24 protein-coding genes and 2 pseudogenes are annotated in these 23,513 nt (G+C 54.8%); 17 read left to right on the forward strand and 9 right to left on the reverse strand.

Annotated elements, in window-relative coordinates:
• Nucleotides 1-252 precede the first annotated feature (252 nt).
• The 3 genes and pseudogenes from AB4N91_RS26900 (at nt 253) to AB4N91_RS26910 (ending at nt 1,487) form a co-directional block, all read left to right on the forward strand.
• A complete protein-coding gene (locus tag AB4N91_RS26900) occupies nt 253-429 on the forward strand; it encodes a transposase (RefSeq protein ID WP_082557577.1) in 177 nt (58 codons plus the stop codon).
• A pseudogene (locus tag AB4N91_RS26905) lies at nt 402-659 on the forward strand (transposase domain-containing protein); the annotation flags it as partial. The gene AB4N91_RS26900 and the pseudogene AB4N91_RS26905, both read left to right, overlap by 28 nt.
• A gap of 207 nt (nt 660-866) precedes the next feature.
• On the forward strand, nt 867-1,487 hold the full coding sequence (locus tag AB4N91_RS26910) for a LysE family translocator (protein WP_056854288.1): 621 nt from the start codon (nt 867-869) through the stop codon (nt 1,485-1,487).
• A 262-nt stretch (nt 1,488-1,749) separates the two neighbouring features.
• On the opposite strand, the gene AB4N91_RS26915 is transcribed toward AB4N91_RS26910, so the two are convergent.
• Nucleotides 1,750-2,664 carry an AraC family transcriptional regulator gene (locus AB4N91_RS26915; protein WP_160767947.1) on the reverse strand — a complete coding sequence of 305 codons (915 nt, stop codon included), beginning with the start codon at nt 2,662-2,664 and terminating at the stop codon, nt 1,750-1,752.
• Nucleotides 2,665-2,789: 125 nt separating this feature from the next.
• On the opposite strand from AB4N91_RS26915, the gene AB4N91_RS26920 reads away from it, so the two are divergent.
• Together AB4N91_RS26920 and AB4N91_RS26925 are read left to right on the forward strand one after the other, a co-directional pair.
• A complete protein-coding gene (locus AB4N91_RS26920; RefSeq protein ID WP_056854290.1) occupies nt 2,790-3,329 on the forward strand; it encodes a carboxymuconolactone decarboxylase family protein in 540 nt (179 codons plus the stop codon).
• A 116-nt stretch (nt 3,330-3,445) separates the two neighbouring features.
• Nucleotides 3,446-3,928, forward strand: a complete 483-nt coding sequence (locus AB4N91_RS26925; RefSeq protein ID WP_056854291.1) for a YkgB family protein — start codon at nt 3,446-3,448, stop codon at nt 3,926-3,928.
• Nucleotides 3,929-4,747: 819 nt separating this feature from the next.
• Here AB4N91_RS26925 and gcvA read toward each other — a convergent pair.
• Nucleotides 4,748-5,692: a transcriptional regulator GcvA gene (gene gcvA / locus AB4N91_RS26930; RefSeq protein ID WP_177336571.1), complete on the reverse strand. Its 945-nt coding sequence runs from the start codon at nt 5,690-5,692 to the stop codon at nt 4,748-4,750.
• 76 nt (nt 5,693-5,768) lie between these two features.
• Here gcvA and AB4N91_RS26935 point away from each other — a divergent pair, with 76 nt between their 5' ends.
• The 6 genes from AB4N91_RS26935 (at nt 5,769) to AB4N91_RS26960 (ending at nt 10,071) form a co-directional block, all read left to right on the forward strand.
• Nucleotides 5,769-6,857, forward strand: coding sequence for a quinone oxidoreductase family protein (locus tag AB4N91_RS26935; RefSeq protein ID WP_460111925.1), 1,089 nt, complete (start codon nt 5,769-5,771; stop codon nt 6,855-6,857).
• A gap of 13 nt (nt 6,858-6,870) precedes the next feature.
• Nucleotides 6,871-7,386 (forward strand): RidA family protein, encoded by a 516-nt coding sequence (locus AB4N91_RS26940; protein WP_160767949.1) that lies wholly within the window; start codon nt 6,871-6,873, stop codon nt 7,384-7,386.
• A 93-nt stretch (nt 7,387-7,479) separates the two neighbouring features.
• Nucleotides 7,480-8,433: an alpha/beta fold hydrolase gene (locus AB4N91_RS26945; RefSeq protein WP_160767950.1), complete on the forward strand. Its 954-nt coding sequence runs from the start codon at nt 7,480-7,482 to the stop codon at nt 8,431-8,433.
• 167 nt (nt 8,434-8,600) lie between these two features.
• Nucleotides 8,601-9,137, forward strand: coding sequence for a carboxymuconolactone decarboxylase family protein (locus AB4N91_RS26950; protein WP_056854380.1), 537 nt, complete (start codon nt 8,601-8,603; stop codon nt 9,135-9,137).
• A gap of 110 nt (nt 9,138-9,247) precedes the next feature.
• Nucleotides 9,248-9,790, forward strand: a complete 543-nt coding sequence (locus AB4N91_RS26955) for a YkgB family protein (protein ID WP_160767951.1) — start codon at nt 9,248-9,250, stop codon at nt 9,788-9,790.
• Between the two features lie 59 nt (nt 9,791-9,849).
• Nucleotides 9,850-10,071: a Rho-binding antiterminator gene (locus tag AB4N91_RS26960; protein ID WP_236248977.1), complete on the forward strand. Its 222-nt coding sequence runs from the start codon at nt 9,850-9,852 to the stop codon at nt 10,069-10,071.
• Nucleotides 10,072-10,157: 86 nt separating this feature from the next.
• Here AB4N91_RS26960 and AB4N91_RS26965 read toward each other — a convergent pair whose 3' ends face one another.
• Nucleotides 10,158-10,301, reverse strand: a complete 144-nt coding sequence (locus AB4N91_RS26965; protein WP_460111926.1) for a hypothetical protein — start codon at nt 10,299-10,301, stop codon at nt 10,158-10,160.
• Nucleotides 10,302-10,392: 91 nt separating this feature from the next.
• On the opposite strand from AB4N91_RS26965, the pseudogene AB4N91_RS26970 reads away from it, so the two are divergent.
• From AB4N91_RS26970 to AB4N91_RS26995, 6 genes and pseudogenes are all read left to right on the forward strand, one after another.
• Nucleotides 10,393-10,862 (forward strand): annotated as a pseudogene (locus AB4N91_RS26970) (N-acetyltransferase family protein); the annotation flags it as partial.
• Between the two features lie 188 nt (nt 10,863-11,050).
• The gene (locus AB4N91_RS26975) at nt 11,051-11,443 is read left to right on the forward strand and encodes a DUF6957 family protein (RefSeq protein WP_160767953.1); all 393 of its coding nucleotides are present in this window, start codon (nt 11,051-11,053) and stop codon (nt 11,441-11,443) included.
• Nucleotides 11,444-11,702: 259 nt separating this feature from the next.
• Nucleotides 11,703-12,620 carry a LysR family transcriptional regulator gene (locus AB4N91_RS26980; protein WP_010465452.1) on the forward strand — a complete coding sequence of 306 codons (918 nt, stop codon included), beginning with the start codon at nt 11,703-11,705 and terminating at the stop codon, nt 12,618-12,620.
• Nucleotides 12,621-12,735: 115 nt separating this feature from the next.
• The gene (locus tag AB4N91_RS26985) at nt 12,736-13,362 is read left to right on the forward strand and encodes a glutathione S-transferase family protein (protein ID WP_010465449.1); all 627 of its coding nucleotides are present in this window, start codon (nt 12,736-12,738) and stop codon (nt 13,360-13,362) included.
• A 63-nt stretch (nt 13,363-13,425) separates the two neighbouring features.
• Nucleotides 13,426-15,456 carry a 2Fe-2S iron-sulfur cluster-binding protein gene (locus AB4N91_RS26990; protein ID WP_042932463.1) on the forward strand — a complete coding sequence of 677 codons (2,031 nt, stop codon included), beginning with the start codon at nt 13,426-13,428 and terminating at the stop codon, nt 15,454-15,456.
• Between the two features lie 479 nt (nt 15,457-15,935).
• Nucleotides 15,936-16,310, forward strand: a complete 375-nt coding sequence (locus AB4N91_RS26995; RefSeq protein WP_077748505.1) for a DUF6124 family protein — start codon at nt 15,936-15,938, stop codon at nt 16,308-16,310.
• 101 nt (nt 16,311-16,411) lie between these two features.
• Here the strand turns inward: AB4N91_RS26995 and AB4N91_RS27000 are convergent, their stop codons facing one another.
• The 6 genes from AB4N91_RS27000 to AB4N91_RS27025 are packed head-to-tail and all read right to left on the reverse strand — an operon-like array spanning nt 16,412 to nt 23,511.
• On the reverse strand, nt 16,412-17,542 hold the full coding sequence (locus AB4N91_RS27000; protein WP_102594452.1) for a glycosyltransferase family 4 protein: 1,131 nt from the start codon (nt 17,540-17,542) through the stop codon (nt 16,412-16,414).
• Complete coding sequence (locus AB4N91_RS27005; protein ID WP_077748507.1) at nt 17,543-18,673, reverse strand: glycosyltransferase family 4 protein; 1,131 nt, start codon at nt 18,671-18,673, stop codon at nt 17,543-17,545.
• Nucleotides 18,657-20,024 carry a glycosyltransferase family 4 protein gene (locus AB4N91_RS27010; RefSeq protein WP_077748508.1) on the reverse strand — a complete coding sequence of 456 codons (1,368 nt, stop codon included), beginning with the start codon at nt 20,022-20,024 and terminating at the stop codon, nt 18,657-18,659. Before AB4N91_RS27010 ends, AB4N91_RS27005 begins: the two co-directional genes overlap by 17 nt.
• Complete coding sequence (locus tag AB4N91_RS27015) at nt 20,021-21,271, reverse strand: ABC transporter ATP-binding protein (RefSeq protein ID WP_460111928.1); 1,251 nt, start codon at nt 21,269-21,271, stop codon at nt 20,021-20,023. Before AB4N91_RS27015 ends, AB4N91_RS27010 begins: the two co-directional genes overlap by 4 nt.
• Complete coding sequence (locus tag AB4N91_RS27020) at nt 21,271-22,068, reverse strand: ABC transporter permease (RefSeq protein ID WP_083375406.1); 798 nt, start codon at nt 22,066-22,068, stop codon at nt 21,271-21,273. Before AB4N91_RS27020 ends, AB4N91_RS27015 begins: the two co-directional genes overlap by 1 nt.
• Nucleotides 22,069-23,511 carry a mannose-1-phosphate guanylyltransferase/mannose-6-phosphate isomerase gene (locus tag AB4N91_RS27025; RefSeq protein WP_077748510.1) on the reverse strand — a complete coding sequence of 481 codons (1,443 nt, stop codon included), beginning with the start codon at nt 23,509-23,511 and terminating at the stop codon, nt 22,069-22,071.
• Nucleotides 23,512-23,513: the final 2 nt, after the last annotated feature.

Here is a 23,513-nt window from a genome sequence, read left to right on the forward strand (position 1 = left end):
CACCTGGCTGTCAAAAACTCTTCGCCGAGTTAGGGATAGGCGAAGGTACAAGGAATGTCATCCACCAAACCCGGGAGAATCGAACCTAGCGGCATGCCCGTGCCGGCGGTTACCCAATTTGGATAAGCAAAGCCCTGCTTGAAGGTTTCAACGTAAGCGTCCGGCAAAGTCACCTACCCGATCTCTGCAATAAGGGCGATGGTGTCCACTTAAAAATACGTGGGCACCATCGCCCTTATCGTTAGGATTGCCATGCGCCAGCGAACCTCTTATCCAAAACCTTTTAAAGCCCAAGTCGTTCAAGAATGCCTGCAACCCGGTGTATCGATAGCTAGCGTAGCCTTGCGACACGGTATCAACGCCAACCCTGTTCGTAAGTGGACACCTACCTGGACGACTGAGCTGTGCCTATCGACAACAATCAGGTAGAAAATCAGATCTGACCGTGGGCACTTGGGCGCTCGAACTGGTTGTTTGCTGGATCGCTACGGAGCGGCAAGCGGGCGGCGGCGATCATGAGTTTGATCCAGTCTGCGCGCATGAACGGGCACGATCCTTATGCTTATATTAAGCACGTTCTGGCTCGTCTGCCGACGCAGCGGGCGAGCGACATCAACGTCTTGCTGCCCCACAACTGGACGCTAGCCTCCCACATCTAGAGCAAAACGCGGATGCTTACTGCTCACCGGGTGCGAGTACGGACTTATGGTAAAACAGGCAGCTCCTTGCCCAGTCAGGCTGCTCCTCGTCCGGATTCACAGCATCCTTGTCGTCAGTCTGAGCCCACTCTGCCTAGAGATGCGACTTCTAACAGACAGCTTTTTGAGGTTAACTTCTCCTCTAAATCACGCCGAGGCCATCTTCCTATGTCAATTGCTGACAACCTTATTGCGTTCACCTTCGCAGCAACGCTGTTAACCCTGACGCCAGGCCTCGACACTGCTTTGATATTGAGAACGGCCACCGTGGAAGGTAGGCAACAGGCTTTTCGCGCCGCACTGGGCATCAATACAGGTTGCTTGCTGTGGGGCGCCGCTGTGGCGTTTGGACTAGGCGCACTGATTGCCGTATCAGAGTTGGCGTTCAACGTCTTGAAATACTGCGGTGCCGCCTATCTAGCCTGGCTCGGGCTGAATATGATCTTACGCCCGCGTAGATCATTGTCGCCTGTCCAAGCGGCAGCAAAGCCAGGCCATAACTGGTTCCTGAAGGGAATGATGGGAAATATCCTGAATCCCAAGATTGGTATTTTCTACGTCTCTTTCTTGCCCCAATTCATTCCCCAAGGCCAACCATTGGTTGCTTGGACGTTCGGCTTGGTAAGCATTCACGTGGTAATTGGGTTGCTATGGTCGATTATTCTAATCGCCGCAACCCAGTCGCTGGCCGGTATATTGCGGCGTGAGAAGGTGGTCGCGTGGATGGATCGTGCAACAGGAATGATCTTCGTTCTTTTTGCGGCGCGTCTCGCCTTCGCTAAACGTTAAGCCCTTCAGTAAGGCGCCGGTGTATTGCCCGGACGCTTACGTTTCAACCACCAGAGCCGCAAGCATTCTGGTGACTACTAACATTCAGTTGAGATGTCGCAGCGTCGAGCTCTACAAGGAAGTGTGTGATTCAAATGAAGTCGTCGCTAGGAGCCACGGTGGTTCTTTAACGGAAAAATTGTGGTGTGGAGTTTTTTCACAAACGTCTTTGAAGAACGTGGACGATATACGCGTCCAGCGAAAAGCGCAGGCCCGGATACTTTTATCTTCCGTTTTCACGCCTAAATGATCCAGGGCTCTTGCCATGGAAGCGACTAAAAGCGCGGCTAAAGGCTGCCTCGGACTGATAACCAACGATCTCTGCAACGATGGCCACGCTGCGCGTGTCACGACTTAACCAATGCGCAGCCTTCGCCATTCTGATACGCACGAGCATATCTCCAGGCGTCATTCCTGCTACTTTCACGAAATGACGTGCGAACGTAGCGCGCGATAAATGACAGGTATTAGCCAGCTCTTCCACCGACCACTGTCGAGCCGGGTCCTCCAGCATAGCGTATAAGCCGCGAACGAGGCGTGGATCCGACAGTAATGCCAGCATACTAGGTTGAGTTTGTGCCTGGGACATCCATGCCCGGAGAATGATTGCGAACAAGGCTGAGGCAAGCTGGCTCAGGATTACTTCCGACCCCTGACCTGTGGCCCGTTGCTCGCAGCCAAGAATGGCGATCAAAGATTGCATAACCTGCATGTCTTTACCGCCGGCTTCGCGAACAACCATCAAGCTAGGCAGAGAGCTGAACAATGGGCCAGCAATGCCAGGCTCAAAATGAAAGTACCCGCACAGTATCTCGCTTTGCGCACCCACCTCATCATTTACTGCAACAGGCAGCGCTGAACCGGTTTCCACCCGTACTAAGCTCGGCAAACTATCAGGGTCTGCTTTTAAGGTATGTGCAGCGCCAGTAGGGAAAACGATAACGTCACCGCAGTGCAGATGCAGTGGCTCGAAGCCAGAGGTGTAAAGCCACACACTTCCAGAGGTAACAATATGATAAGGAGCGACTCCGTAATTGGTAGGCGGGTTCTCGAGCGCCCAGGGAGCCCCGAGCTTGCACACATGGTCTAGAGCGACCTCGACGGGATAGAGGTGCAGTAAGCGGCTTAATAGGTCCATTTTCTTTCCAGATTGAGACGCTAGGGCAAGAAGATGCCCAAACCTATCATCATTTGGATCGATTACCTCGCTAAAGTGGCTACATCCGGCGCTCCTGCCGGTCCACATTAGCAAAAGGAAATCGTATGACTCGCCTTACTTCCCACCCCGTCGATCAGGCAACCGGCCGCGCTGCCGAATTGTTCGTTGCTATCAAGACTGCCTTTGGCGCTGTACCCAATACCTTCGCAGATATCGGTGCCAATAGCCCCGCAGCGCTGGAGGCAGCTCTGGCAGTCGATAGCACCTTGTCAAAAGGATCGCTGACTACACAAGACATCGAGGTAATCAAGCTCGCTATCAGCCAACAGACCGGTTGCGACTATTGCCTTGCCGCGCATACGGTGATCGGTCGAGGTGCGGGTCTTAGTAAAGAACAAATCCTGGCTGCTCGCCATGGCGATGCATCATCGGGCAACGCAAAGCTAGATGCGCTCGCGTCATTTGCCCGAGTTTTGTACCAAACTCGAGGCACTCTACCAGCGGAGCATGTGGATGCAATAAAAGCCGCCGGCTATAACAACAAGCAAATTGTTGAGATCCTTCTTGCTATCTCGTCTGGTATTTTCACTAACTACTTTAATCGTGTGAATGACACCGTAATTGAGTTTCCGAAAGTAACCTGAAAAGACCAGTAAGTTTTAGGCGCAGCACCCAGTATACAAAATCACCGTAATGTTGCTTATAGTCCCCAGCGACTATTAATAGCCAGTTGCCCATCATTCGTCTAGAGGAAATAATTATGAACTACATTATTAATTTGCTTGGCCGTTCCTTTATCATGAAGCACGACCTAGATTATCACTTGCTCCGAGCCTCCATGGTGCTTATCTTCCTTTGGTTTGGCTATGACAAGTGGTTCGATGTTGAAATAAGAGACTTAATTCCTTTGCTGACCAACGCGCCACTTCTTTCTTGGACAATTCCAGTATTAGGTGTTAGCGGCACGAGCATTTTGCTGGGTACTGCGGAATGGACTTTCGGGCTGTTATTGTTCCTTGGGTTCTGGAACAAAAAAATTGGCGTACTTGGCGCTCTTGGTTCGATTGTAACATTTATAGGTACACTCACGATTTTCCCGTTTGCACCAGGAGCTTGGCACCCAGAAGCTGGCGGGTTCCCAGCGATGACCATAGTTTCGGGTTTCTTGTTGAAAGATCTCGTCTTATTGATGGCTTCTGTCTATCTACTGAAGCAAGATCTCGGTAAGTTGCTCAAAGTTTAGGATTAGCTCTCAATAGCGGAAAGTGGTTACTGTCTAATTCTGTTCCTCAGCCGCGGTGAACTCGCCGCGGCGGTCAGTAGGGCGTTGCAGAAATTAGGACTTAAAATTGTCTAAACATATTATGGCGAGTAATATCGATCGGTTTGCCAGAGCTTTAATAGTAGTTTGGGAGTAGATAAAATGAAAAATGTAACAATGTTTATTCCCCAGCGTTGGTTCTCGTTGCCATTATGCCAAAGCATTCTTAACAGGCGAGAGCAATAGGGTGGAAGAAATTAATGTTAAGGCTGATTCTCAGCGCTTGCGAGAACGGATTATCAAAAGTGGGACGACACAACGTTCCGCAGATGTTTGTTGGAGAGCATCATGTAAGTGGCTTCGATTATATGATTGCACTTGAGCACGCGGGTAGTCGTGACGCCCTGCTAGGGTAATGAAAAGAACGTGCTTTGTCAGCGATCATGGACTGACCAAATTACTATAAATTCAGTTCACCGAGGCTGTTTTTACGCCGCATTTACGCCGCATCAGAGAACACGTCGTAAGCGTCTTACACGATTCAGGAATAGTTGCTATGCAACGGCTTAATACTTTTTCGTGCTTCCGGAGGATCAGTGTTTTTGGGCTTTTAATAGTCGTTGCGCTATTAAGTATGAAGGGCCTAACAACTCCCGTTTTAGAAGTTGGAAAAGGCAGGCCGCTATCATTATCGATATCACGAAGGGCATCCTTGCGCTACACGGGATTCGAACATCACCTTCAACAAAAACCCTTAATTAAATAGTTTATGCTGATCGAATAATTCTTAAGGCGCCTCGTTTAGTAGTAAGTTGTCAGTATTTGTTCCTCTTCTGCTTCCGACATCAGCCAATCACGCACTGCTTTTACTTGGGGGCGCAGGGTAGCGTGGTGGGGATACACCACGAAATAGGAAGAGTGAGACGTTTCGTATCCATCGAAAGGACGCACCAATCGCCCTGAAACCAAATCCTCTTTTACTAATCGGCTGCGAGCTAACGCGACACCGTGCCCTTCAATAGCTGCCTGGATAGCTAGCGCAGATGCATTCACATGCATGCCACGCAGTCCATGAATATTATTGTACCCTCGAGATGACAGCCATGAAGTCCACGTTGGGAAATTTGGATCGAAGCTTATGGTTGCATCGTGTATCAAGGTCAAAGAAGCAATATCGTCAAGACTTAATGAAGGCTTTCCCAGCTTGTCTAGCAAATTTTGGCTGCAAACCGGGAATACGTACTCTCCCATCATTCGCTCCGCTGTTAAATCGGGGTAACGGCCTATCCCAAAGCGAACGCCGATGTCTACGCCCTCACTGCGAAAATCGACAAGACGGTCAGTAGTGTGCAATCGAATATCCCATTGTGGATAGCGAGCGCTGAAACCAGAAATTCGGGTCAAGAGCCATTTGCTAGCAAAAGCAGGCGTTACAGATAGCGTGACGACATTAACCGGTAGCGCTGTCCGCAAACGTTGTAATCCCTCCGCCAGCAGTGAAAATCCGTCGCGGATCTGAGGATAAATCGCAGCGGCTTCAGGGGTTAACGTCACGCCACTACGGGATCGTTCAAACAGAGAACGCCCTACGTAATCTTCTAACGTTTTGATTAATTGGCTGATCGCAGGAGGGGTTACGTTGAGTTCCTCCGCAGCAGCGGAGAACGTTTGCAGCCTTGCAGCTGCCTCGAATGCCCGTAGAGCATTCAAATAAATTGCAATCCGTCGAGCTTCTTCGTTAAGCACAGCTTATTGCTCCGGCAAGAAAATCCCAATATTCGGCTGCTTCGTTCGCTCACATAATAGCCACTCAAGCGGGTAAATGTTCAAGATGAACGATGCCGGCGACGTGATCTCTCTTATTTTTCTGTTTAACGGAGTTTTTATGAAAGCGTCTATTTTTCGTGAGTTCGGTGGCCCGAACGTTCTGCGCTACGAGGACGTTGCTACGCCAAGCGCACGCCCAGGACACGTGGTCATTCGGGTACTAGCTGCAGGCATCAATCGACTTGAACTCTACCTGCGTGAAGGTGCTATCACCCGTGATCTCGCTTTGCCTCATATTCTTGGGTCGGATGCGGTTGGGGAGGTAGTCGAGTTGGGTGCCGGTGTGACCGACTTCTCACTGGGTGAACGTGTAGTACCTATGCCTGGTTACCCGCTAGATAAAGCTGACTATGCATTTTCCCCCATGAGTGCAGCTCCCAGCTATGCCATTGCAGGCATTATGAGTTGGGGGGCCTATGCTGAGTACATGGAAGTTCCCGCGCATTGGTTGCTGCGCGACGATACGGGCCTGTCCCCAGAGGAGCTTGCGACGTTGCCAATGGTCCTAGTGACTGCTGTGCGCGCTGTGAGAGTCGTAGGCGCGGTGAAAGCGGGAGACACCGTTTTGGTCCAAGCGGGCGGTTCGGGTACAGGTTCGATGAGCATCCAAATCGCTAAGGCGCTTGGCGCCAGGGTCGTAACTACAGTTAGTAACGATGAGAAAGCTGAAGTCGCACGAAAGCTCGGTGCCGATCTGGTCATCAACAGCAAGCGTGAAGACTTTGTAGCAGTCTCTCGCGAGTGGACAGGAGGTAAAGGTATGGATGTAACGATCGACAACCTCGGTGGTGAAATTCTTGCCCGCAGTATTGAAGCCACGCGTCCTACTGGCACTGTGGTTACCTTGGGCTTCGTCGCAGGGTCTGAGCTGAATCTTGATATTCGTAGCTTTTTCTTCAGCCAGCGTCGGCTGCTTGGGACGCTTATGGGGGATTTGGACGACCTGCGTTTCGGGTTGGATTTGATAAAGAAAGGCGCTGTGCGCCCAGTACTGGATCAAGTAATTCCGCTTTCTGAAGCAGCTCGTGCTCATGAGCTACTCGGGGAAGGGCGTGTGTCGGGCAATCTAGTGCTGAAGCCTTGATTCGGAGTAGATCATGAAGACACCTATATCATTGGAATTATCGCCCGACGCGCTAAGTGGCGACGAAATTGCTGAAAGACTGCGCTTGCTCGGCATTACGTTACCGGAGCCCCCTAAGCCGGTCGGTTCCTATAGTGCGGTGATGATTCGCAATGGCATAGGGGCTGTTTCTGGGCAGTTTCCTTTAGTTAACAGCAAACTTTTCCACCCTGGTGTGGTTGGCTTCCATATAAGTGAAGCCGATGGCTACGCCGCTGCAAGAGCGGCAGCTCTCAATGTTATCTCGCAAATTGAAACGGCCTTAGGTGGGTTTCAACGGTTTGGCGGGTTATTGCGTTTGGAAGGGTATGTTGCCAGTGCACAGGATTTCCTTGCACAGCCACATGTGCTGGATGGAGCGTCAGAGCTTTTTGTGTCTGTTTTTGGCCAGTCTCTTGGTAGCCATAGCCGGACGGCATTCTCTGTAACGCAGCTACCGCTTGGAGCATCTGTAGAACTAGCAGTGACCTTCGCAGTGACGAATGATTAATTGCAAGTTGCTGTAGCGCCACTGCTAAGGCAGATTATTATGGAGTTAAAACGTTGGTAGGCACTAAACTTAAAAGAAAATAGAGAGGGATTTATGAAACTAAATATGAAATCTTTTTTGATTGCTGGTTTGGTTACTACATTAGGCTTGATCGCAAGTGTCGCTTCGGCGTCCCCGATTTTAAATCAAACCCGCCACCAGACTATTAATATCGATGGAGTAGAAGTTTTCTATCGCGAGGCAGGTGATAAGAGTGCTCCGACAGTTTTATTGCTGCACGGGTTTGGTGCATCCTCCCACATGTTTCGTGATTTAATTCCGAAATTGGCTACGAAGTACCATGTGGTCGCACCAGATTTACCGGGGTTTGGTTTGACTACAGTCGATCCTACAAGAAAGTTTATTTATAATTTTGATAATCTTGCAGGGGTAGTACAAAGGTTTACAGAAGCTAAAGCTTTAAACAAATATGCCATCTATGTTTTTGATTATGGTGCACCTGTAGGTTGGCGTCTTGCTGTTAAAAACCCTGAAAAAATCACAGCCATCATCACTCAAAATGGGAATGCCTACGAAGAAGGGCTTAGCCCAGGGTGGGCAGATATGCGTAAAGCCTGGGCGGATCCATCCCTTGAAAATCGCGAAGCGTTGCGAAAACTGAATACGCTGGAAATGACCAAGTGGCAGTACACCGAGGGAGTAAATGATCCTGCGCTTATCGCGCCTGAGAGCTACCTGTTGGCACAGGCAGCTGTGGAGCGTCTGGGCGTCGACATCCAACTCGACTTGATTATGAACTATGGCGAAAACATCAAGCAATATGCTGAGGTGCAAGAATACTTTAGAACTAGGCAGCCTGCCCTGTTAGCGATCTGGGGGAAAAATGACCCTTTCTTCCTCCCCGCTGGTGCTGAGGCGTTCAAACGGGATATTCCGAATGCAGAAATCGTATTTCTCGATACCGGTCACTTTGCAATTGAAACTCATGGAGATGTAATTGCCGAGAGAATGCTTAATTTTCTTGGTAATAATTCGAAGAACTTGTAAGCGTAATAGTAATTTTTCTTCGCTCTGAATCCACCAATGTCGGTTTGAAAGCTGACATTGGAGATCGCCTGATCTCAGGCGTAATTATGAACGCCGCAGCATGATTAAACAGCCTCTTTAAAAAGAGGCGGCTGAGCGTTCACTCATGCATGACAAAAGGTAACTTTATGAATCGTTTGAATGTAACGGGCGTTGATGACGCGACCGGTCACTCTGCAGAAGTATTCGCCTCTATTAAGCGTGCTTTTGGTGGAGTGCCCAATGCTTTTCTAGTCGCAGGCACTAACAGCCCTCTCGCTTTGGAAGCCGCGCTCGCACTCGATAGTGCTCTACATAAGGGAAGTCTAAGCGTAAAGGAAATCGAGGTAATCAAACTCGCCGTCAGCCAGGCTTCAGGATGTGATTATTGCCTTGCAGCACATACTGTGATCGGGAAAGGTGCCGGTCTTAAGGACGACGAAATACTCGCGGCGCGACACAATACGCCTTCTGGCAATTCCAAATTTGATGCTTTGTCGAAGTTCGCTAGAACGCTCGTTAGTACATCGGGTACCCTCGCGATCGAAGCCGTTAATACTGTCAAAGAAGTCGGTTATTCAGATCAGCAGATTGTGGATGTCGTGCTTGCTGTTTCAAGTATCACATTTACTAATTTAATTAACCGTATAAATGATACTCCGCTAGATTTTCCAGCGGTTAGCTGAAAATCAGTCGGTGCCGCACGGTCGCCGTGCGGCACTGATACCGGCGTTATTCTGCCTCGTGCAAAATTGTATCTTATTAGCAAATAAATATTTCTCCGTGAGTGTCTAAAATGACGAATCCACAGCTCAAGAATCAAACTTCATTATTTGGCATTGAGAAGTTGCGCGTTTGGGGCGACAAAATCATGCAGCTTAGTATTTATGGTTTATACTGTGCCTTAGCTGTAATCTATTTTTGGTTTGGCGGTATGAAGTTCACTCAATACGAAGCACAAGGTTTAGTACCGCTTGTTAGCAACAGCCCGGTGGTAGGTTGGACATATGAAATGCTCAGCGTGGGTAATTTTTCTAGTGCGCTTGGTTATATAGAGGTCTTGATTGGAGCCCTTATCCTCGGTCGCATCGTATCACCAAAGATTTCATTGCTCGGTGGTGTGTTATCTATTGGGTTATTTTTAACCACGATAAGCTTTATGTTTTCTACTCCTGGAGTTATTGAAGAAGGCCTTGGTTTTCCCGCTATTACGGTTTCTCTTGGACAGTTTTTGCTAAAGGATGTTGCACTTCTCGCAGTATCAATATTTATCGTCGGTCATTCACTTTCGGCACTCGAATCCAAAGATGATGGTTTCGTAATATTTGAAAACAGGTAATTGATATGACATATCAGCCACTGGACTGCGGTCTCTACGATTTTATTGAAATGGTCTGTATGCGACATAATTTGCTCGATGTGGAAATGTTAGACGGCCAACGTATAAAAGCACGAGCTTTAACTACAAAAACCTCCGCTTCCAAGGAAGAGTATCTTCAACTGGAGTCCCCGAATTTACTTCAAGAGGTGAGGTTGGATATGATATCTGCAATAACAGTTATGGACGAGGGGGCGGGTTATCAGCGAAAAGACTTCACTATAGGTTCTTGCGCCATCTGAAACATTGTCGCTCAGGTTTAGTAGGTTTTTTAGAATAGGTGACAGCTTTATAAATTTTAGTCCTTATGATATTTTTTCATAAAATATCATTCCAGATGGCTGGGGCGATATGTAATTACGAGCCCGCTGGCGCGCACCAGACCGACCTGGTTGCCGCGGATCAGCAAGTGAGTTACTGCCACGCTCAGATTGAGGACTTTAAGACGCAACTCTCCGGAGTCGCAGCGCATTTGCGGACAGCACCATTATCCAAGCTGAAGGCTGTGCCTTAAGTCGTTCAGCCCTTCAAACGCGGTTCCTCAAGTGGCAGCAAGAAAAGATATGAATTATAAGGTGAGGGGTGCTTCACCCACTGATGCCTTTGCCATCCAAGCCAATCTATGGACCAGTGGTTTCGGGCTCATTCATCTCGTTCGCGTTGATACTACCGACTGCGAAAAAGATGTAAGCACGAATAGCCGCGACACTGCCAACGTATCCCTATCTGGTAGCCCAGGGTGGAAGGCAGCGTCGATGGATACGCTCACGCAAGCCAGCATCGAGCGAGAAACGCCCTGGTCGGTGGATGTCACCGTATATGTCGACCCGGCTTTGCACCGAAGGGAGGTGTGCTTTATAAGCAGCTTCTTCTAGGCCTAGAGAAACAAGGTTTTCATGTAGCCTATGCCGGCATTGCCCCACCCAACGCTGGAAGCACAGGTATCCATAAAGCGCTCGGGCTAACTCAAATCGGCACCTACCCGGAGGTTGGTTTCAAGCACGGTCAATGGCAAAGCGTGGGCTATTGGCGCTAACCGCTTTGTGCGGTCACTCCGCTAACAGCAATCATCCCGTTCAGGGAGATAAAGGAAGAGTAGAGGAACAAGGTGTGAGATGACTTGACTACTTTTTGTCGCCATCAATACCAGGCTGTTCGCTGGGAGCTATGCTTAGTGATGATTAACGTTCGAGACGGTTTACCGACCAGCCGGAGGAATTAATGAATTTGGCGGCGTTTACCTTGCTGCTTTCCGCAGGCGAGACCATAGACGGGTTCCCGCTCACTGACTCAGATGCAGTGGCACTCGCAAATCTGCATTTTCCTTCCCGTGCCTATTGCCTTGTTGCGGATTGGGTAATCTTGGACCTAGAAGTTACAACACGTCAGCGAACTGCCATCGCCGCTAGAGGGCTTATCCCGGCCTTGGTTTACGCGTTGACTGTTATCCAAGATAGTAAAGGCCGTTTTGCACCTGGTGATTGGGTTAGATCAACGTTGGAGGTTTCCTTGTCCCAGAACTGCTTATTTGAGACGAAAAACACGGTTTATGTGCTCATGGGAGCCGGACGTAGGTTGCGTACAGATTTAGATATCGCACTGAGCTTGTGCTGAAGACAGCAGTTTATGGGCTCTCCCTTCATGGCTGCTTACTTCTAGCTCTTCGTGTCAAACTATGTTGTGAGCAATCGGGCCCTGTATTTCAAACGCAGCCTATCTGGGTCAATCTATGTTGCTGATGTCTTTATCCCGAATCATCCTACAGACCCCGATTTAGGCGAGGGTTTGTGTCAAACTATGTTGTTGGTACCCAACACTAAAAATCGCAGCCTATGGTTGCGATTTTTTTTATCCGAATGAAGGACATTGCCCCATGGACAGATTCCAGGAAATGCAGGTCTTCGCCGCCGTCGCCCAGGACCAAGGCTTCTCTGCGGCGGCGCGGCGTTTAGGGATGTCGGCGGCCAGTGTCACACGGGCGGTGGCGGCGCTGGAGACGCGCATTGGCACGCAGTTGCTCACCCGTACCACCCGCAGCGTGCATTTGAGCGAGGCGGGGCAGCGTTATCTGGAGGATTGTCGGAGGATTCTCACCGAGGTGCAGGAAGCGGAGGATTCGGCGGCAGGCAGTCACGCACAACCCCGTGGGCAATTGACGATTACCGCGCCGGTATTGTTCGGAGAGTTATTTGTCACGCCAGTGATGGTTGATTATCTGGCGCAGTTTCCTGAGGTCAGTATCAATGCGCTGTTGCTTGATCGTGTGGTCAGTGTTGTCGAAGAGGGGATCGATGTGGCGGTGCGCATCGGCGATTTGCCTGACAGTAATCAGCATGCGATTCGTGTCGGCGAAGTGCGGCGGGTGATTTGCGGTTCGCCAGCGCTGATCGCAGCCCATGGCCGGCCTTCTCATCCGCAGGATCTGGTGCAGGCGCCGATCATTGCGACATCGGCCACGGGCCAGTTACGTAACTGGCCATTCCTTGAAAATGGCGATCCGCTGACGGTGCGCACGGAGGCTCGGCTGGTGGTCACCGCCAATCAGGCTGCCATCACGGCCGCCTGCCTGGGTCTGGGATTCACCCGTGTGTTGTCTTATCAAGTCGCGAGAAAAGTCGCGGCGGGTGAGTTGCAAATCGTCCTGGCTGAATTCGAACTGGCGCCGTTGCCGATTCATGTGATTTATCAGGGCGGGCGCAAGGCGCCAGCGCGAGTACGCAGTTTTGTCGACTTCACGGTGAATGCCCTGCGCGAGCATCCCGCTTTGAAGAACGAGGCATTATTGCTCTAGTTGAAATAATGGATTGCGTTTGCTGGTTATTCTGTTGTTTCGGTAGCAGGTGGAAGATGACAACCCATCGGCGCCGACACTTTCCAATTGGCGCCTCCACCCAGCGGAGTCGACCATGCAAGCCATCAAACTCTACAACTTCCCACGCTCTGGCCATGCTCATCGTGTGGAGCTGATGCTGTCCCTGCTGCAACTGCCAACTGAACTGATCTTTGTCGATCTGGCCAAGGGCGCACACAAGCAGCCGGATTACCTGGCGCTCAATCGCTTTGGTCAGGTCCCGGTGATTGATGATCAAGGCGTGGTGCTGGCCGACTCCAACGCGATCCTGGTCTATCTGGCGCAGAAATATGGCAACGGTCGTTGGCTGCCCACCGATCCCGTCGGTGCGGCCAAGGTGCAGCGCTGGTTATCGGTCGCCGCCGGGCCGATTGCCTTTGGCCCGGCAAGAGCAAGGCTGATCACCGTGTTTGGTGCGCCTTACAACGCTGAGGAGGTGATCGCTTACGCCCACACCGTGCTCAAAGTGATCGATCAGGAACTGGCCGCCAGCCCATACCTTGTCGGCAACGAGCCGACCATCGCCGACGTCGCGGCCTACAGCTACATCGCCCATGCGCCGGAAGGCAATGTGTCGCTGGACGACTACGCCAACATCCGCGCCTGGCTGGCGCGCGTCGAAGCCTTGCCAGGGTTTGTCGGCATGCCGCGCACCGTCGCCGGCCTGCAAAAAACAGCCTGATGCTCACGGCCCGATTCAGTCGGGCCGTTCTTGTTGCGCGATAAGCGCAGGGGAGAAGCCGTTATGGACCGTTCACCTTGGCACGCTGGCGAGAAACAGTTGCAGGCTCACGTAGGTGTAGCCGAGCGAATGGACACATTAGGTCGTAGGGTGATTCGCGGCGAGATGCCCGATCAGCACCGCCAGTTCTATCAGCAACTGCCGTTCATGCTGTACGGCGCGGTGGATGCTGACGGCAACCCTTGGGCCAGTGTTCTTGAAGGGCCGCCGGGTTTTGCTCATTCTCCAGCGCCTGCGCTGTTACAGTTCGACAGTCTGCCCGGCAGCGACGACCCAGCGCAATTGCAAGACGGCGCGGCGATCGGCCTGCTCGGTATCGAGTTGCACACCCGGCGTCGCAACCGTATGAATGGCCGGGTCGGTGCTGTGACTTCGAGCGGCTTCGGGGTGACGGTGGACCAATCGTTCGGCAATTGCCCGCAATACATTCAATTGCGCCAGTTTCGCTCGGTGCCCCTGGCGGACCCGTCGACCCGTGTCGCGCAGCATCTCAACGCGCTGGATGACGCGGCCCAAGCCATGATCGCTGGGGCCGATACCTTCTTTGTCGCCAGTTATGTGGACGTCGACGGCCAACGCTCGGTGGATGTTTCTCATCGCGGTGGTCAGGCCGGTTTCGTACAGGTGGAAGGTAATCGCCTGACCATCCCGGACTTCGCCGGCAACCTGTTCTTCAACACCTTGGGCAACCTGCTGATCAATCCTCGGGCCGGTTTGCTGTTCATCGATTTCAATACGGGCGATCTGCTGCACCTCAGCGGCCGCGCGGACGTCATCCTCGAAGGCCCACAGGTCGAGGCTTTTCAGGGGGCCGAGCGGCTCTGGACCTTTGAGGTAGAGCGCGTTGTGCGCCGGCCTGCGGCGCTGGCCTTGCGCTGGCGCTTTGACGGCGTGTCGCCCACCAGTTTGCTGACAGGCACCTGGGCGCAGGCAAATGCACGCCTGCAAGCCAAGGCCCTGGGCGATCACTGGCGGCCGTTGCGGGTGGCGCGCATCGAACAGGAAAGCCACAACATCCGTTCGATCTATCTGGAGCCCGCTGATGACGCCGGGTTGCCGGTGTTCCAGGCCGGGCAGCATTTGCCGCTGCGCTTCAATATTGCCGGCGATGTGCACATCCGCACGTACAGCCTGTCGAGCGCGCCGTCCGACGATTTTTTCCGCATCAGCGTGAAGCGTGAAGGCCTCGTGTCGTCGCACCTGCATGAGCAGATCCGGGTCGGTGATGTGCTGGAAGCCCGCGCGCCCCAAGGGCATTTCACCGTGGCGCCCCATGAGCGTCGGCCGCTGGTGCTGTTGGCGGCTGGCGTCGGCATCACGCCGCTGCTGTCGATGGTGCGCGAGGTGGTGTATCAAGGCCTGCGCACGCGGCGTATTCGTCCGACCTGGTTTTTCCAGAGTTCGCGGACCCTGGCCGATCAGCCGTTTCGTCCCGAGCTGGACCGCTTGCTAGATGGCCTCGGTGACGCGGTGCGCGTGCGGCGGTTGCTCAGTCAGCCTGAGGCGGAGGCTCGCGAGGGTGAAGATTTCGACCTGACCGGGCGGATTGACGGCGACTTGCTCAAGACGATGCTTGAGGCGGAGGACTACGACCAAGTGGACTTTGTCCTCTGCGGCCCGGGCAGTTTTACCCAGGGGCTGTACGACACGCTGCGGGAACTGGACATTCGCGATTCGAGGATTCATGCCGAAACCTTTGGCCCGTCGACACTGCGTCGAACGCCAGACCCGGATGCGGTGGTCATCGAACAACCACCGGCCGCCACGGTTTCAGTGCCCGTTGTGTTCGAGCGCTCGGCCAAAGAAGCGCGCTGGCAGCCGGATGGCGGCAGTTTGCTGGAGTTGGCGGAAAGCCGCGGATTGCGCCCGGAATTCAGTTGCCGTGGGGGTTCCTGCGGGACCTGCAAGACGCGTCTGATCAGTGGCGCGGTGAATTATCCACAGCCTCCGGCGGAAGTGCCCGATGCGGGAGAGGTGCTGATTTGTTGCGCGGTGCCGGCGCAGGGGTCGCAGCCGTTGGTGCTGGACTTGTGACCCTTCGGGCTAACACAGAAAACCCTCGTGGGAGCGAGCCTGCACGCGAGAGCGGTGTATCAGCCAGCTTCAATGTTGAATGTTAAACAGCCTTCGCGAGCAGGCTCGCTCCCACATTGGGCCGGGGTTGGCCTGAAAAATACTGCGAACGTCCTACAGACTTGAGTGTTCGGGAGGACGATTCCGACACGTTCTAGCGGTTGTCGTGTCGGAAGTCGGGGGGATAGGCTTTGGAGGTCGCTGCACATCAGCGATCGGGTCTGGAAAACCCGAAGATAATAGGCTTGTCCCCCGTGGCATACTGTGGCGCTTTTTTCTGGCTTCAGTTTGAGTTATGGCGGCTGTGCGTGGGAGACCTTCGGGTCTGCCGGGTTTTGACCTTTTATCTCGGTTTTTCCAGTCCGCGTACAGCTGCCACCTTTTCGTCTGGAAAACGAAACATGGCGGTTCAACTTCCATAGCTCAAAAGGTCTTTTGCCATGATTAAAGAAACACCAAATCCCCCGGAAACCGACGACGTTTCCCCTTACGAATCCATCGATTCCAAAAAGCTCAACGAAGCCGCCGAGCGGGCGCTGGATCACTACCTCAACCCCTCCGCCCTCAAATCCCCCGCGACCCGCAAGCCCAGCACGATGTTCATGATCGCGCCGGACATCAAAGACGAAGACCTGCTGGCCCACACCTGTGAATCCTTGGCCCAGGCCAATGTGATGGCGAGTGATTTTGCGGGGTACCTGGAAGGACCGCACCGGCACACAGCGATGGCGATTCAGCAGATCGTCATGCTCGCGGAGCTTGCGGTGAACCGGATGCTGGACAACGTGGCCGTAAACCCCGCGCCACATCGCTAAACCCCTGTAGGAGCGAGGCTTGCCCGCGAAGGCGGCGTGTCATTCAACATTGATGTCGACTGACACACCGCCTTCGCGGGCAAGCCTCGCTCCTACAGATTTCAGGCGTAGGACAGGGATTTCTCTTCCAGCAGTTCTTCGTACAACGCCGTCCACTTGCGGCCCATTTCATCGGCGGTGAATAACTGCCGATAACGCGCCTCGGCCTTCACGCCCATTGCTGCCGCACGCACCGGGTCTTCCCACAACGTGCGCATTGCTTCTCGGAACGCCTGTGGATTACTCGGCGGCACCACCAGCCCGGTTTCGTTGTGGATGTTGATGTAGCTGGTGCCGGTACCGATTTCGCTGGAGATCATCGGCTTGCCGTACATCGCGCCTTCGAGCAGCGAGATGCCGAACGCTTCCGAGCGTAGGTGCGACGGAAAGACGATGGCGTAGCTCAGTTGCAGTAACGCTGCTTTGTCTTCTTCCCCCAAACGCCCGAGGAAGTGAATGTTGCGCAAGCCCAAAGCCGCAGCCTGGGCGTGAAGCTCGGTTTCCAGAGGGCCGGCGCCGACAATCACCATCGGATAATCCAGGTCTTTCAAGGCGTCGAGCAGGATGTGCAAACCCTTGTAATAGCGCATCACGCCAACGAACAGGAAAAACTTATCCCCAAGTGTTTGCCGCCACTGGGCCATGCGATCGCTGTCGGGCTGTGGATAACCTGCCTTGTTCAAACCATACGGGATCACTCGGGTCTTGTGCTGAAACTGTTGCAGGACCTCGCTGGTGTGGAAGTAGTTGGGCGACGCGGCGACGATCCGGTCGGCATTGGCCAGGAAGCGGTTCATCAATGGCCGGTAAAACTTGAGCAGGTGCTTCTGGCGAATGATGTCCGAGTGGTACGTCACCACGCTCGGCTTGTTCAGGCTGCTGGTGAAGTGCACCAAGTCCATGAATGGCCACGGGAAGTGGTAATTGACCACGTCAGCCTCGGCCGCCAACTCGCGAAACTGTTTGAAGACGCTCCAGGAAAACCCCGTGGAAGCAAACTGAATGTCGAGTTTAGCCCGGTGGACTTCGTGTTGTCCGAGTTGCATCACGGGTGGGGTCGGATCGGCACTGAGTGTCAGCACCTGGCTTTCAACGCCGTGCTGGGCACCGCTTTCGCACAATTGAAAGATGACTTGCTCGATACCGCCGACCGAGTCAGGCAGGTACGTCTTGAAAAAATGGAGTACTCGCATTCAACCTCCCATTGCCTGGCGGTAGGCGCTGGCCGTAATGCTGGCGCAGCGTTCCCAGGTAAACAGCCGTGCCTGTTGCAATCCGGCTTCCCGACAAGCCTGCCAATACGCTTGATCGTCGATCAGACGGGTCATTGCATCACGCAGGCCTTCCGGTTCGTCAGGTTCAATGTAATTGCCCGCAGCCCCCGCAACCTCTGGCATGGCCGAACGTCGAGCGAGGATCACCGGCGTGCCGCTGGCCATGGCTTCAAGAACCGGTAGACCAAAACCTTCGTAGAGCGACGGAAAAACAAGTGCCCGGGCACCGGCCAACAATTGCGCGATCTGTTCGTCAGGCAAATACCCGAGCAGGCACACATCCCCGGTGGCCAGGGCTGCGCGCAATTCATCACTGAATTGTTCGCCTTGCCAACCGGCCATGCCGGCGATCAGCAGTGGAAAACCCTGGCGCACGGCTTCCGGTAACAGGGCATGGGCGCGCAGGGCCAGCGTGAGGTTCTTGCGCGGCTCGAGGGTGCCAACACACAGGAAGTATTCCCGCGCCTCGACGCCGTGAGTCTTGAGCACCGCGTTAATGGCTTCAGGCTCCCGTGGGTGGAAACGTGCGGCCACGCCCAGCGGTGCGACGACAAAACGCTCGGCCGGCAGTGCGAAATACGCCTGGGCTTCGTCGGCAATGTACTGCGAGTCGGTAAGAATCAGACTCGCTCGCTGCACGCCGTCGGCCAGGCGCCGCTCGATTTCCCGCAGGCGCGAGGGGGGTTGCGTGTCGGGGTAGTGCAGGTGCGTCAGGTCATGCAGGGTGATTACTGTCGGGCCGTCGAACGACAGCGGCCACAGGCTCGGTTCGTGATAGAGGTCGATGGTTTTCGAGCGCCCTTGATCGAAGCGTTTCTGCTCCAGCCAGCGCCGGGCTTGATAAGCCCCCGGAATTTGTCGCAGCAACGGCGTCAGTCGCGAATAGCCGGGCATGGCGGCTTCTGGCAAGTCCGAACTCCAGCCCCAACCGTGGAACAGTGCGAGTTCGACATCGGGCTCATCAGCAAGCGCGTTCGCCAGTTCGGCGACGTAATGGCCGATGCCGGTGCGCGGGGCTTGAAGGATCCGGGCGTTAAGGGCAATTCGCATGTTGCCTCTCTTGTACGACCGGCGCGTCTACCAGATTGCGCAGGGTGCGTTCAGCCAGTTGCGCACTGGCTTCACGCCAGCCGATCCACTGCCAGTCCGCCACGCTGCGAGCGGCCGGGAATTTCCCGGAGCGTTCGAAACCGGTGACCAGGTCCGCCAGGCTTTGCGGTTCGGCGAGGTCAAAGTACGCCATGAACTCGCCACCGATTTCGCGAAAGATCGGAATGTCGCTGCCCATGGCCGGCAAACCGCGCTGCATGGCTTCCACCAGTGGCAAGCCGAAGCCTTCAACCCACGACGGAAACACCAGCGCGCTAGCGTGGGAATAGGCGTGTTCGAGGCTGGTGTCGCTCAGGTCGTTGAACATGAACAGGCGTTGGTTCAGCTGTGGGTGGTTGCGCACGCGGGCGAGCAGGGCGTCGCACTTCCAGCCGATGCGCCCGGCGATGCACAGCCGGGCGTGCGAACCTGAGGCCCAGGCACGTTCGAACGCGTCGAGCAGGTAATCGTGGTTTTTACGCGGCTCGATGGTGCTGACCATCAAAAACACCGGCTCCGGTGTTTTGAATACGTGCGTCAGTCTCGGCTCGACGGCGGCGCAGGCTTCGCTCAGGTCCAGTTCGGAGCCGAGGTGAAAATAATCGAACCACAACGTATCGGCTTTGGCCGGACCCAGCCGACGCTGCAATTCCTCGCGTACCTGATCGCGCACCGTGGCGGAGATCGCCACGTAGCCGTCGGCGGTCTGGGTGATCCAGTTGAACCACTCGTTGAAAATCTGCACCAGCCGCGTGTCGTAGAACTGCGGGTGAGTCAGCGGGATGAGGTCGTAGATCACCGAAACGATGCCCACGCCTTCACGCTTGAGCTGTTCGGCAAACGGGAAGAAATCGCTGTGCCAGGAAGAATCCAGCAACACCAGTTGATCACCCGGCTGATGCTGCAATGGCGAGCACCGTTTGGGCAGTTGATATTGGTTGATGGCGTCGATAAGGCGCAAAGGAATGCTGAAGCAGGTGATCGCCGTGAGGCGGTAGGCCACGTGCAGCAGGCGCTTGACCACTCGCGAGTGACTGCGATTGTGCAAGCGTTGATGCAGTTGCCAGAAACGATGAGCCAGCCGCTCCAGTCGCCCACCGAATGTCATCAGCCCATCAAAAAACGGGATGTTCAACGCACCGAGTTTGAGCACCCGATAGAGTTTGCCCTTGAGCATCACCACTGGAATGCACTCAACACCGTCGACGCTTGCCGGCAATTGATTGATGACGTTACGCACCACCCGCTGGATGCCCGAATTGACTTTGGGGTGCAGGAACACGTGGGTGCATTCCACCAGAAGGCGCGTCATGGCGTGCGCTCCGAAATAATCGAGTCGGAGCGGGTAATGGTGGTTTGCGCCGCCAGCCACGAGCAGCCGACGAAGTCTTCATGCCGGTTGTTGATCACATGGAACACCAGCCCGTAATCGCGCCATTCGTAGTTGCGATCCAGATGCGAGTCCAGCCGCGACAAGCTCAGGGACACGGAATAGTTGCCCTTGCCCAGGCCCATGACGAAGGAAAAACGGTACGTGTAACGCTCCCCGGCGTGCAGATCGGTCAGGGCCTTGTCCTGGCGATGGGTGTTGATGCCATACATCATCTGACCCAGGCGGTCCTTGAGGATGAAACCGAGCACCAATCGCTCGATGTCCTGGCGGACTTCGACCTGGACTTCCAGCACCACGCTCTGACCGACCTCGGCGGCGTCGATGGAACGTTCATTCTCGTCCAGCATCCGCACACTGAGGATGGCCGCTTCACCGGTGCCGGAAACGGTCTGGACTTCGCCGCCGGCGAGCATTTCCTGACGGACCACCTGGCCTTCACGCTCGGCCATCAGGGCGTTGTAGTAATCCAGGACCGCTTCGGGTTTGCCGTACATGGCCATGCGGCCGTCTTTGAGCAGGATCGCCGAATCGCAAATCGACTGGATGGCCGAGCGATCATGGGAAACGATCAGCAGGGTGGTGCCGGCCTTGCGGAAGCTGCGGATGCGTTCGAAGCTCTTGTGCTGGAAGTAGGCGTCGCCCACGGAGAGGGCTTCGTCGACGATCAGGATGTCCGGACGCTGCGCGGTGGCCACGCTGAACGCCAGGCGCATCTGCATGCCGCTGGAATAGGTTCGCACCGGATGGTCAATGGCTTCGCCGATTTCCGCGAAACTTTCGATCTGTGGCATCAGCGCTTCGATGTCATCGACCTGCATGCCCAGCAATTGCCCGGCCATGATTGCATTCTGTCGGCCAGTAAAGTCCGGGTGAAAGCCCATGCCCAGTTCCAGCAGGGCCGCCACCCGGCCTTCGAGCTCGATCTTGCCGCACGTAGGTTGGGTGGTGCCGGTGATCATCTTCAGCAAGGTGCTTTTGCCTGCGCCGTTGACCCCGACGATGCCCACCGCTTCACCGGGGGCAATCTCGAATTCGACGTCTTGCAGCACCCAGTGCTGGTGGTGGCGCAGGGGCGAAAACGGAATCAGCCACTCGGCCAGTCGGCTCCAGCGGGTCGGGTATTGCTTGTAGGCCTTGCCCAGGCCGGTGACGCGAATATGCCCCATCAGAGTTCATCCACCATTTCACCGACGCGCTGGCGAAACAGACGCAGCCCGATCAGACAGAACACTAAGCCCGTGACAAAAATCGGCAGCAGCGAACTCCAGACCGGCCATTGCCCATAAAGAAACATGTTTTGATAGCTGACGATCAGGTTGGTCAGGGGGTTGAGTTGCAGCAGGCGCTGCACCCAGTCCGGCAGGATGCTCATCGGGTAGACAATGGGCGTCAGCCAGAACCAGAATTGCAGGCAGATGCCGAAGAGTTGCCCGACATCCCGGAAGAAGACATTCAGCACGCCGAGTATCATTCCCAGCCCGGCACAGAACATCATTTGCAACGCCATCAGCGGTATCAAGGCGAACAACGCCATACCCGGCCAACGCCCGGTGATCAGCAGAAAGCCCAGGAACAGGGCCATGATGATTGCGAAGTTGATGCCCGCGTTAAACAGCACAATCACCGGCAGGCAGATCCGTGGGAAGCTGATTTTCTTCAGCAGGTTGGCGTTTTCCAGAAACATGTTCTGGCTGCGCAGGGTGATTTCCGCAAAGAGTCCCCAGGCGAGCAGGCCGGCACAGAGGTAAACGCTGTAGGCCATGCTGTCATCCACGCCCGGCAGGCGCGCGCGCATGATGTGGGAAAAAATCACGGTGTAGACGATGATCATCGACAGGGGGTTAAGCACCGGCCACAGAGCACCAAACAGCGAATTGCGATAACGCGCCTGAAACTCACGCTGGACGCTACCGAAGATAAACCCTCGATAACTACGCAGCGTGCGGTATAGGGAAAGCAGCATTCAAACCGTCCTGCCGTATTGGTCTTCGAAGCGAACGATATCGTCCTCTCCCAGGTATTCGCCGCTTTGCACTTCGATGATCACCAGGTCGATCACGCCCGGGTTTTCCAGGCGATGCTTGTGACCGGCGGCAATGAAGGTTGATTCGTTCTTGGCCACCAGATGGGTGCCGGCGCCGTTGTTGGTGACCTTGGCCATGCCTTCGACGACCACCCAGTGTTCGTTGCGGTGGTGGTGCATTTGCAGCGACAGCTTGGCGCCTGGTTTGACCACGATGCGCTTGATCTTGAAGCGCGGGCCTTCCTCGAGCACGGTGTAGGTGCCCCAAGGCCGGCTGACCGTGCGGTGCAGGCGATAGGCCTCGTGCTTTTTGTCCTTGAGCTGCTTGGCCACCCGGCGCACATCCTGCGCGCGATCGGCGTGGGCCACCAACACCGCGTCGGCGGTGTCGATGATGATCAAGTTATCCACACCCACCGCGGCTACCAGCCGGTCTTCGCTCTGGACGAAGTTGTTGTGGCTGTCGACGAACACCGCGTCACCGCTGGCGCGGTTGTTTTGCGCATCCGCCGGCACCAGCGCGGCCACCGCGCCCCAGGAGCCGATGTCGCTCCAGTCAAAACCGGCGGGCACCACCACCACTTTGTCAGAGCGTTCCATCAAGGCGTAGTCGATGGAAATGTCAGTGATCTCGGCAAACAACGCCGGGGATAATTCCTGCTGCAGGCACCCGGCCGTTTCCACGGGGGCGCTTTGCGCCATGCAGGTTTGCGTCTGTTCCAGCAGCTCGGGGGCATGGATCTGCAATTCGGCCAGCACGGTCGTCACTGAGAAACAGAACATCCCCGAGTTCCACAGGAACTTGCCGCTTTCCAGGTAATGGGTGGCGGTTTGCAGATCCGGTTTTTCGACGAAACGCTGCACTTTGGCGGCGCCTTTTTCGTCCAGTGCCGCGCCGGTCTCGATGTAGCCGAAACCGGTCTCCGGGGCCGTCGGCACCACGCCGAACGTCACCAGGAAACCGTCCTTGGCCAGTGCCACGGCGTGTTCGACCGCAGACTTCAAGGCGTTTTCGTTGAGGATCAAATGGTCGGCGGGCATCACCACCATGATCGCGTCATCGCCGTGCAGGGCTTGCAGTGACAGGGCGGCGGCGGCGATGGCCGGGGCCGTGTTGCGGCCTGTCGGCTCCAGCAGAAAGTGCCCGCGATGGCGACTGAGCTGCGCCTCCTGATAGTGATCCTTGCTCTGGAAGTAGTAGTCGCGGTTGGTCACTGTGACGATATCGCCCCAGCCATCAAGCAGACCGGCCGCTCGCCGATAGGTTTTGCCCAGCAGCGACTGACCGTCGGGCAGGGTCATGAACGGCTTGGGATGGCCCTCGCGGGACACCGGCCACAAGCGAGTACCGGCACCGCCGGAGAGAATCACAGGAATCAGCATGG

This window comes from Pseudomonas sp. H3_D04 (assembly GCF_054669175.1).

Bases quoted from the DNA above. Each gene is read 5' to 3' on its own strand.
- AB4N91_RS26990 (WP_042932463.1), top strand. From the start codon at position 13,426: ATGGACCGTTCACCTTGGCACGCTGGCGAGAAACAGTTGCAGGCTCAC.
- AB4N91_RS26955 (WP_160767951.1), top strand. From the start codon at position 9,248: ATGACGAATCCACAGCTCAAGAATCAAACTTCATTATTTGGCATTGAG.
- AB4N91_RS26945 (WP_160767950.1), top strand. From the start codon at position 7,480: ATGAAACTAAATATGAAATCTTTTTTGATTGCTGGTTTGGTTACTACA.
- AB4N91_RS26900 (WP_082557577.1), top strand. From the start codon at position 253: ATGCGCCAGCGAACCTCTTATCCAAAACCTTTTAAAGCCCAAGTCGTT.
- AB4N91_RS27015 (WP_460111928.1), bottom strand. From the start codon at position 21,271: ATGGGGCATATTCGCGTCACCGGCCTGGGCAAGGCCTACAAGCAATAC.
- AB4N91_RS26960 (WP_236248977.1), top strand. From the start codon at position 9,850: ATGCGACATAATTTGCTCGATGTGGAAATGTTAGACGGCCAACGTATA.
- AB4N91_RS26910 (WP_056854288.1), top strand. From the start codon at position 867: ATGTCAATTGCTGACAACCTTATTGCGTTCACCTTCGCAGCAACGCTG.
- AB4N91_RS26980 (WP_010465452.1), top strand. From the start codon at position 11,703: ATGGACAGATTCCAGGAAATGCAGGTCTTCGCCGCCGTCGCCCAGGAC.
- AB4N91_RS26985 (WP_010465449.1), top strand. From the start codon at position 12,736: ATGCAAGCCATCAAACTCTACAACTTCCCACGCTCTGGCCATGCTCAT.
- AB4N91_RS26940 (WP_160767949.1), top strand. From the start codon at position 6,871: ATGAAGACACCTATATCATTGGAATTATCGCCCGACGCGCTAAGTGGC.
- AB4N91_RS26995 (WP_077748505.1), top strand. From the start codon at position 15,936: ATGATTAAAGAAACACCAAATCCCCCGGAAACCGACGACGTTTCCCCT.
- AB4N91_RS26965 (WP_460111926.1), bottom strand. From the start codon at position 10,301: ATGCGCTGCGACTCCGGAGAGTTGCGTCTTAAAGTCCTCAATCTGAGC.
- AB4N91_RS26920 (WP_056854290.1), top strand. From the start codon at position 2,790: ATGACTCGCCTTACTTCCCACCCCGTCGATCAGGCAACCGGCCGCGCT.
- AB4N91_RS27005 (WP_077748507.1), bottom strand. From the start codon at position 18,673: ATGCGAATTGCCCTTAACGCCCGGATCCTTCAAGCCCCGCGCACCGGC.
- AB4N91_RS27020 (WP_083375406.1), bottom strand. From the start codon at position 22,068: ATGCTGCTTTCCCTATACCGCACGCTGCGTAGTTATCGAGGGTTTATC.
- AB4N91_RS27000 (WP_102594452.1), bottom strand. From the start codon at position 17,542: ATGCGAGTACTCCATTTTTTCAAGACGTACCTGCCTGACTCGGTCGGC.
- AB4N91_RS26935 (WP_460111925.1), top strand. From the start codon at position 5,769: ATGTTCAAGATGAACGATGCCGGCGACGTGATCTCTCTTATTTTTCTG.
- AB4N91_RS26915 (WP_160767947.1), bottom strand. From the start codon at position 2,664: ATGGACCTATTAAGCCGCTTACTGCACCTCTATCCCGTCGAGGTCGCT.
- AB4N91_RS26950 (WP_056854380.1), top strand. From the start codon at position 8,601: ATGAATCGTTTGAATGTAACGGGCGTTGATGACGCGACCGGTCACTCT.
- AB4N91_RS26925 (WP_056854291.1), top strand. From the start codon at position 3,446: ATGAACTACATTATTAATTTGCTTGGCCGTTCCTTTATCATGAAGCAC.
- AB4N91_RS26975 (WP_160767953.1), top strand. From the start codon at position 11,051: ATGAATTTGGCGGCGTTTACCTTGCTGCTTTCCGCAGGCGAGACCATA.
- AB4N91_RS27010 (WP_077748508.1), bottom strand. From the start codon at position 20,024: ATGACGCGCCTTCTGGTGGAATGCACCCACGTGTTCCTGCACCCCAAA.
- AB4N91_RS27025 (WP_077748510.1), bottom strand. From the start codon at position 23,511: ATGCTGATTCCTGTGATTCTCTCCGGCGGTGCCGGTACTCGCTTGTGG.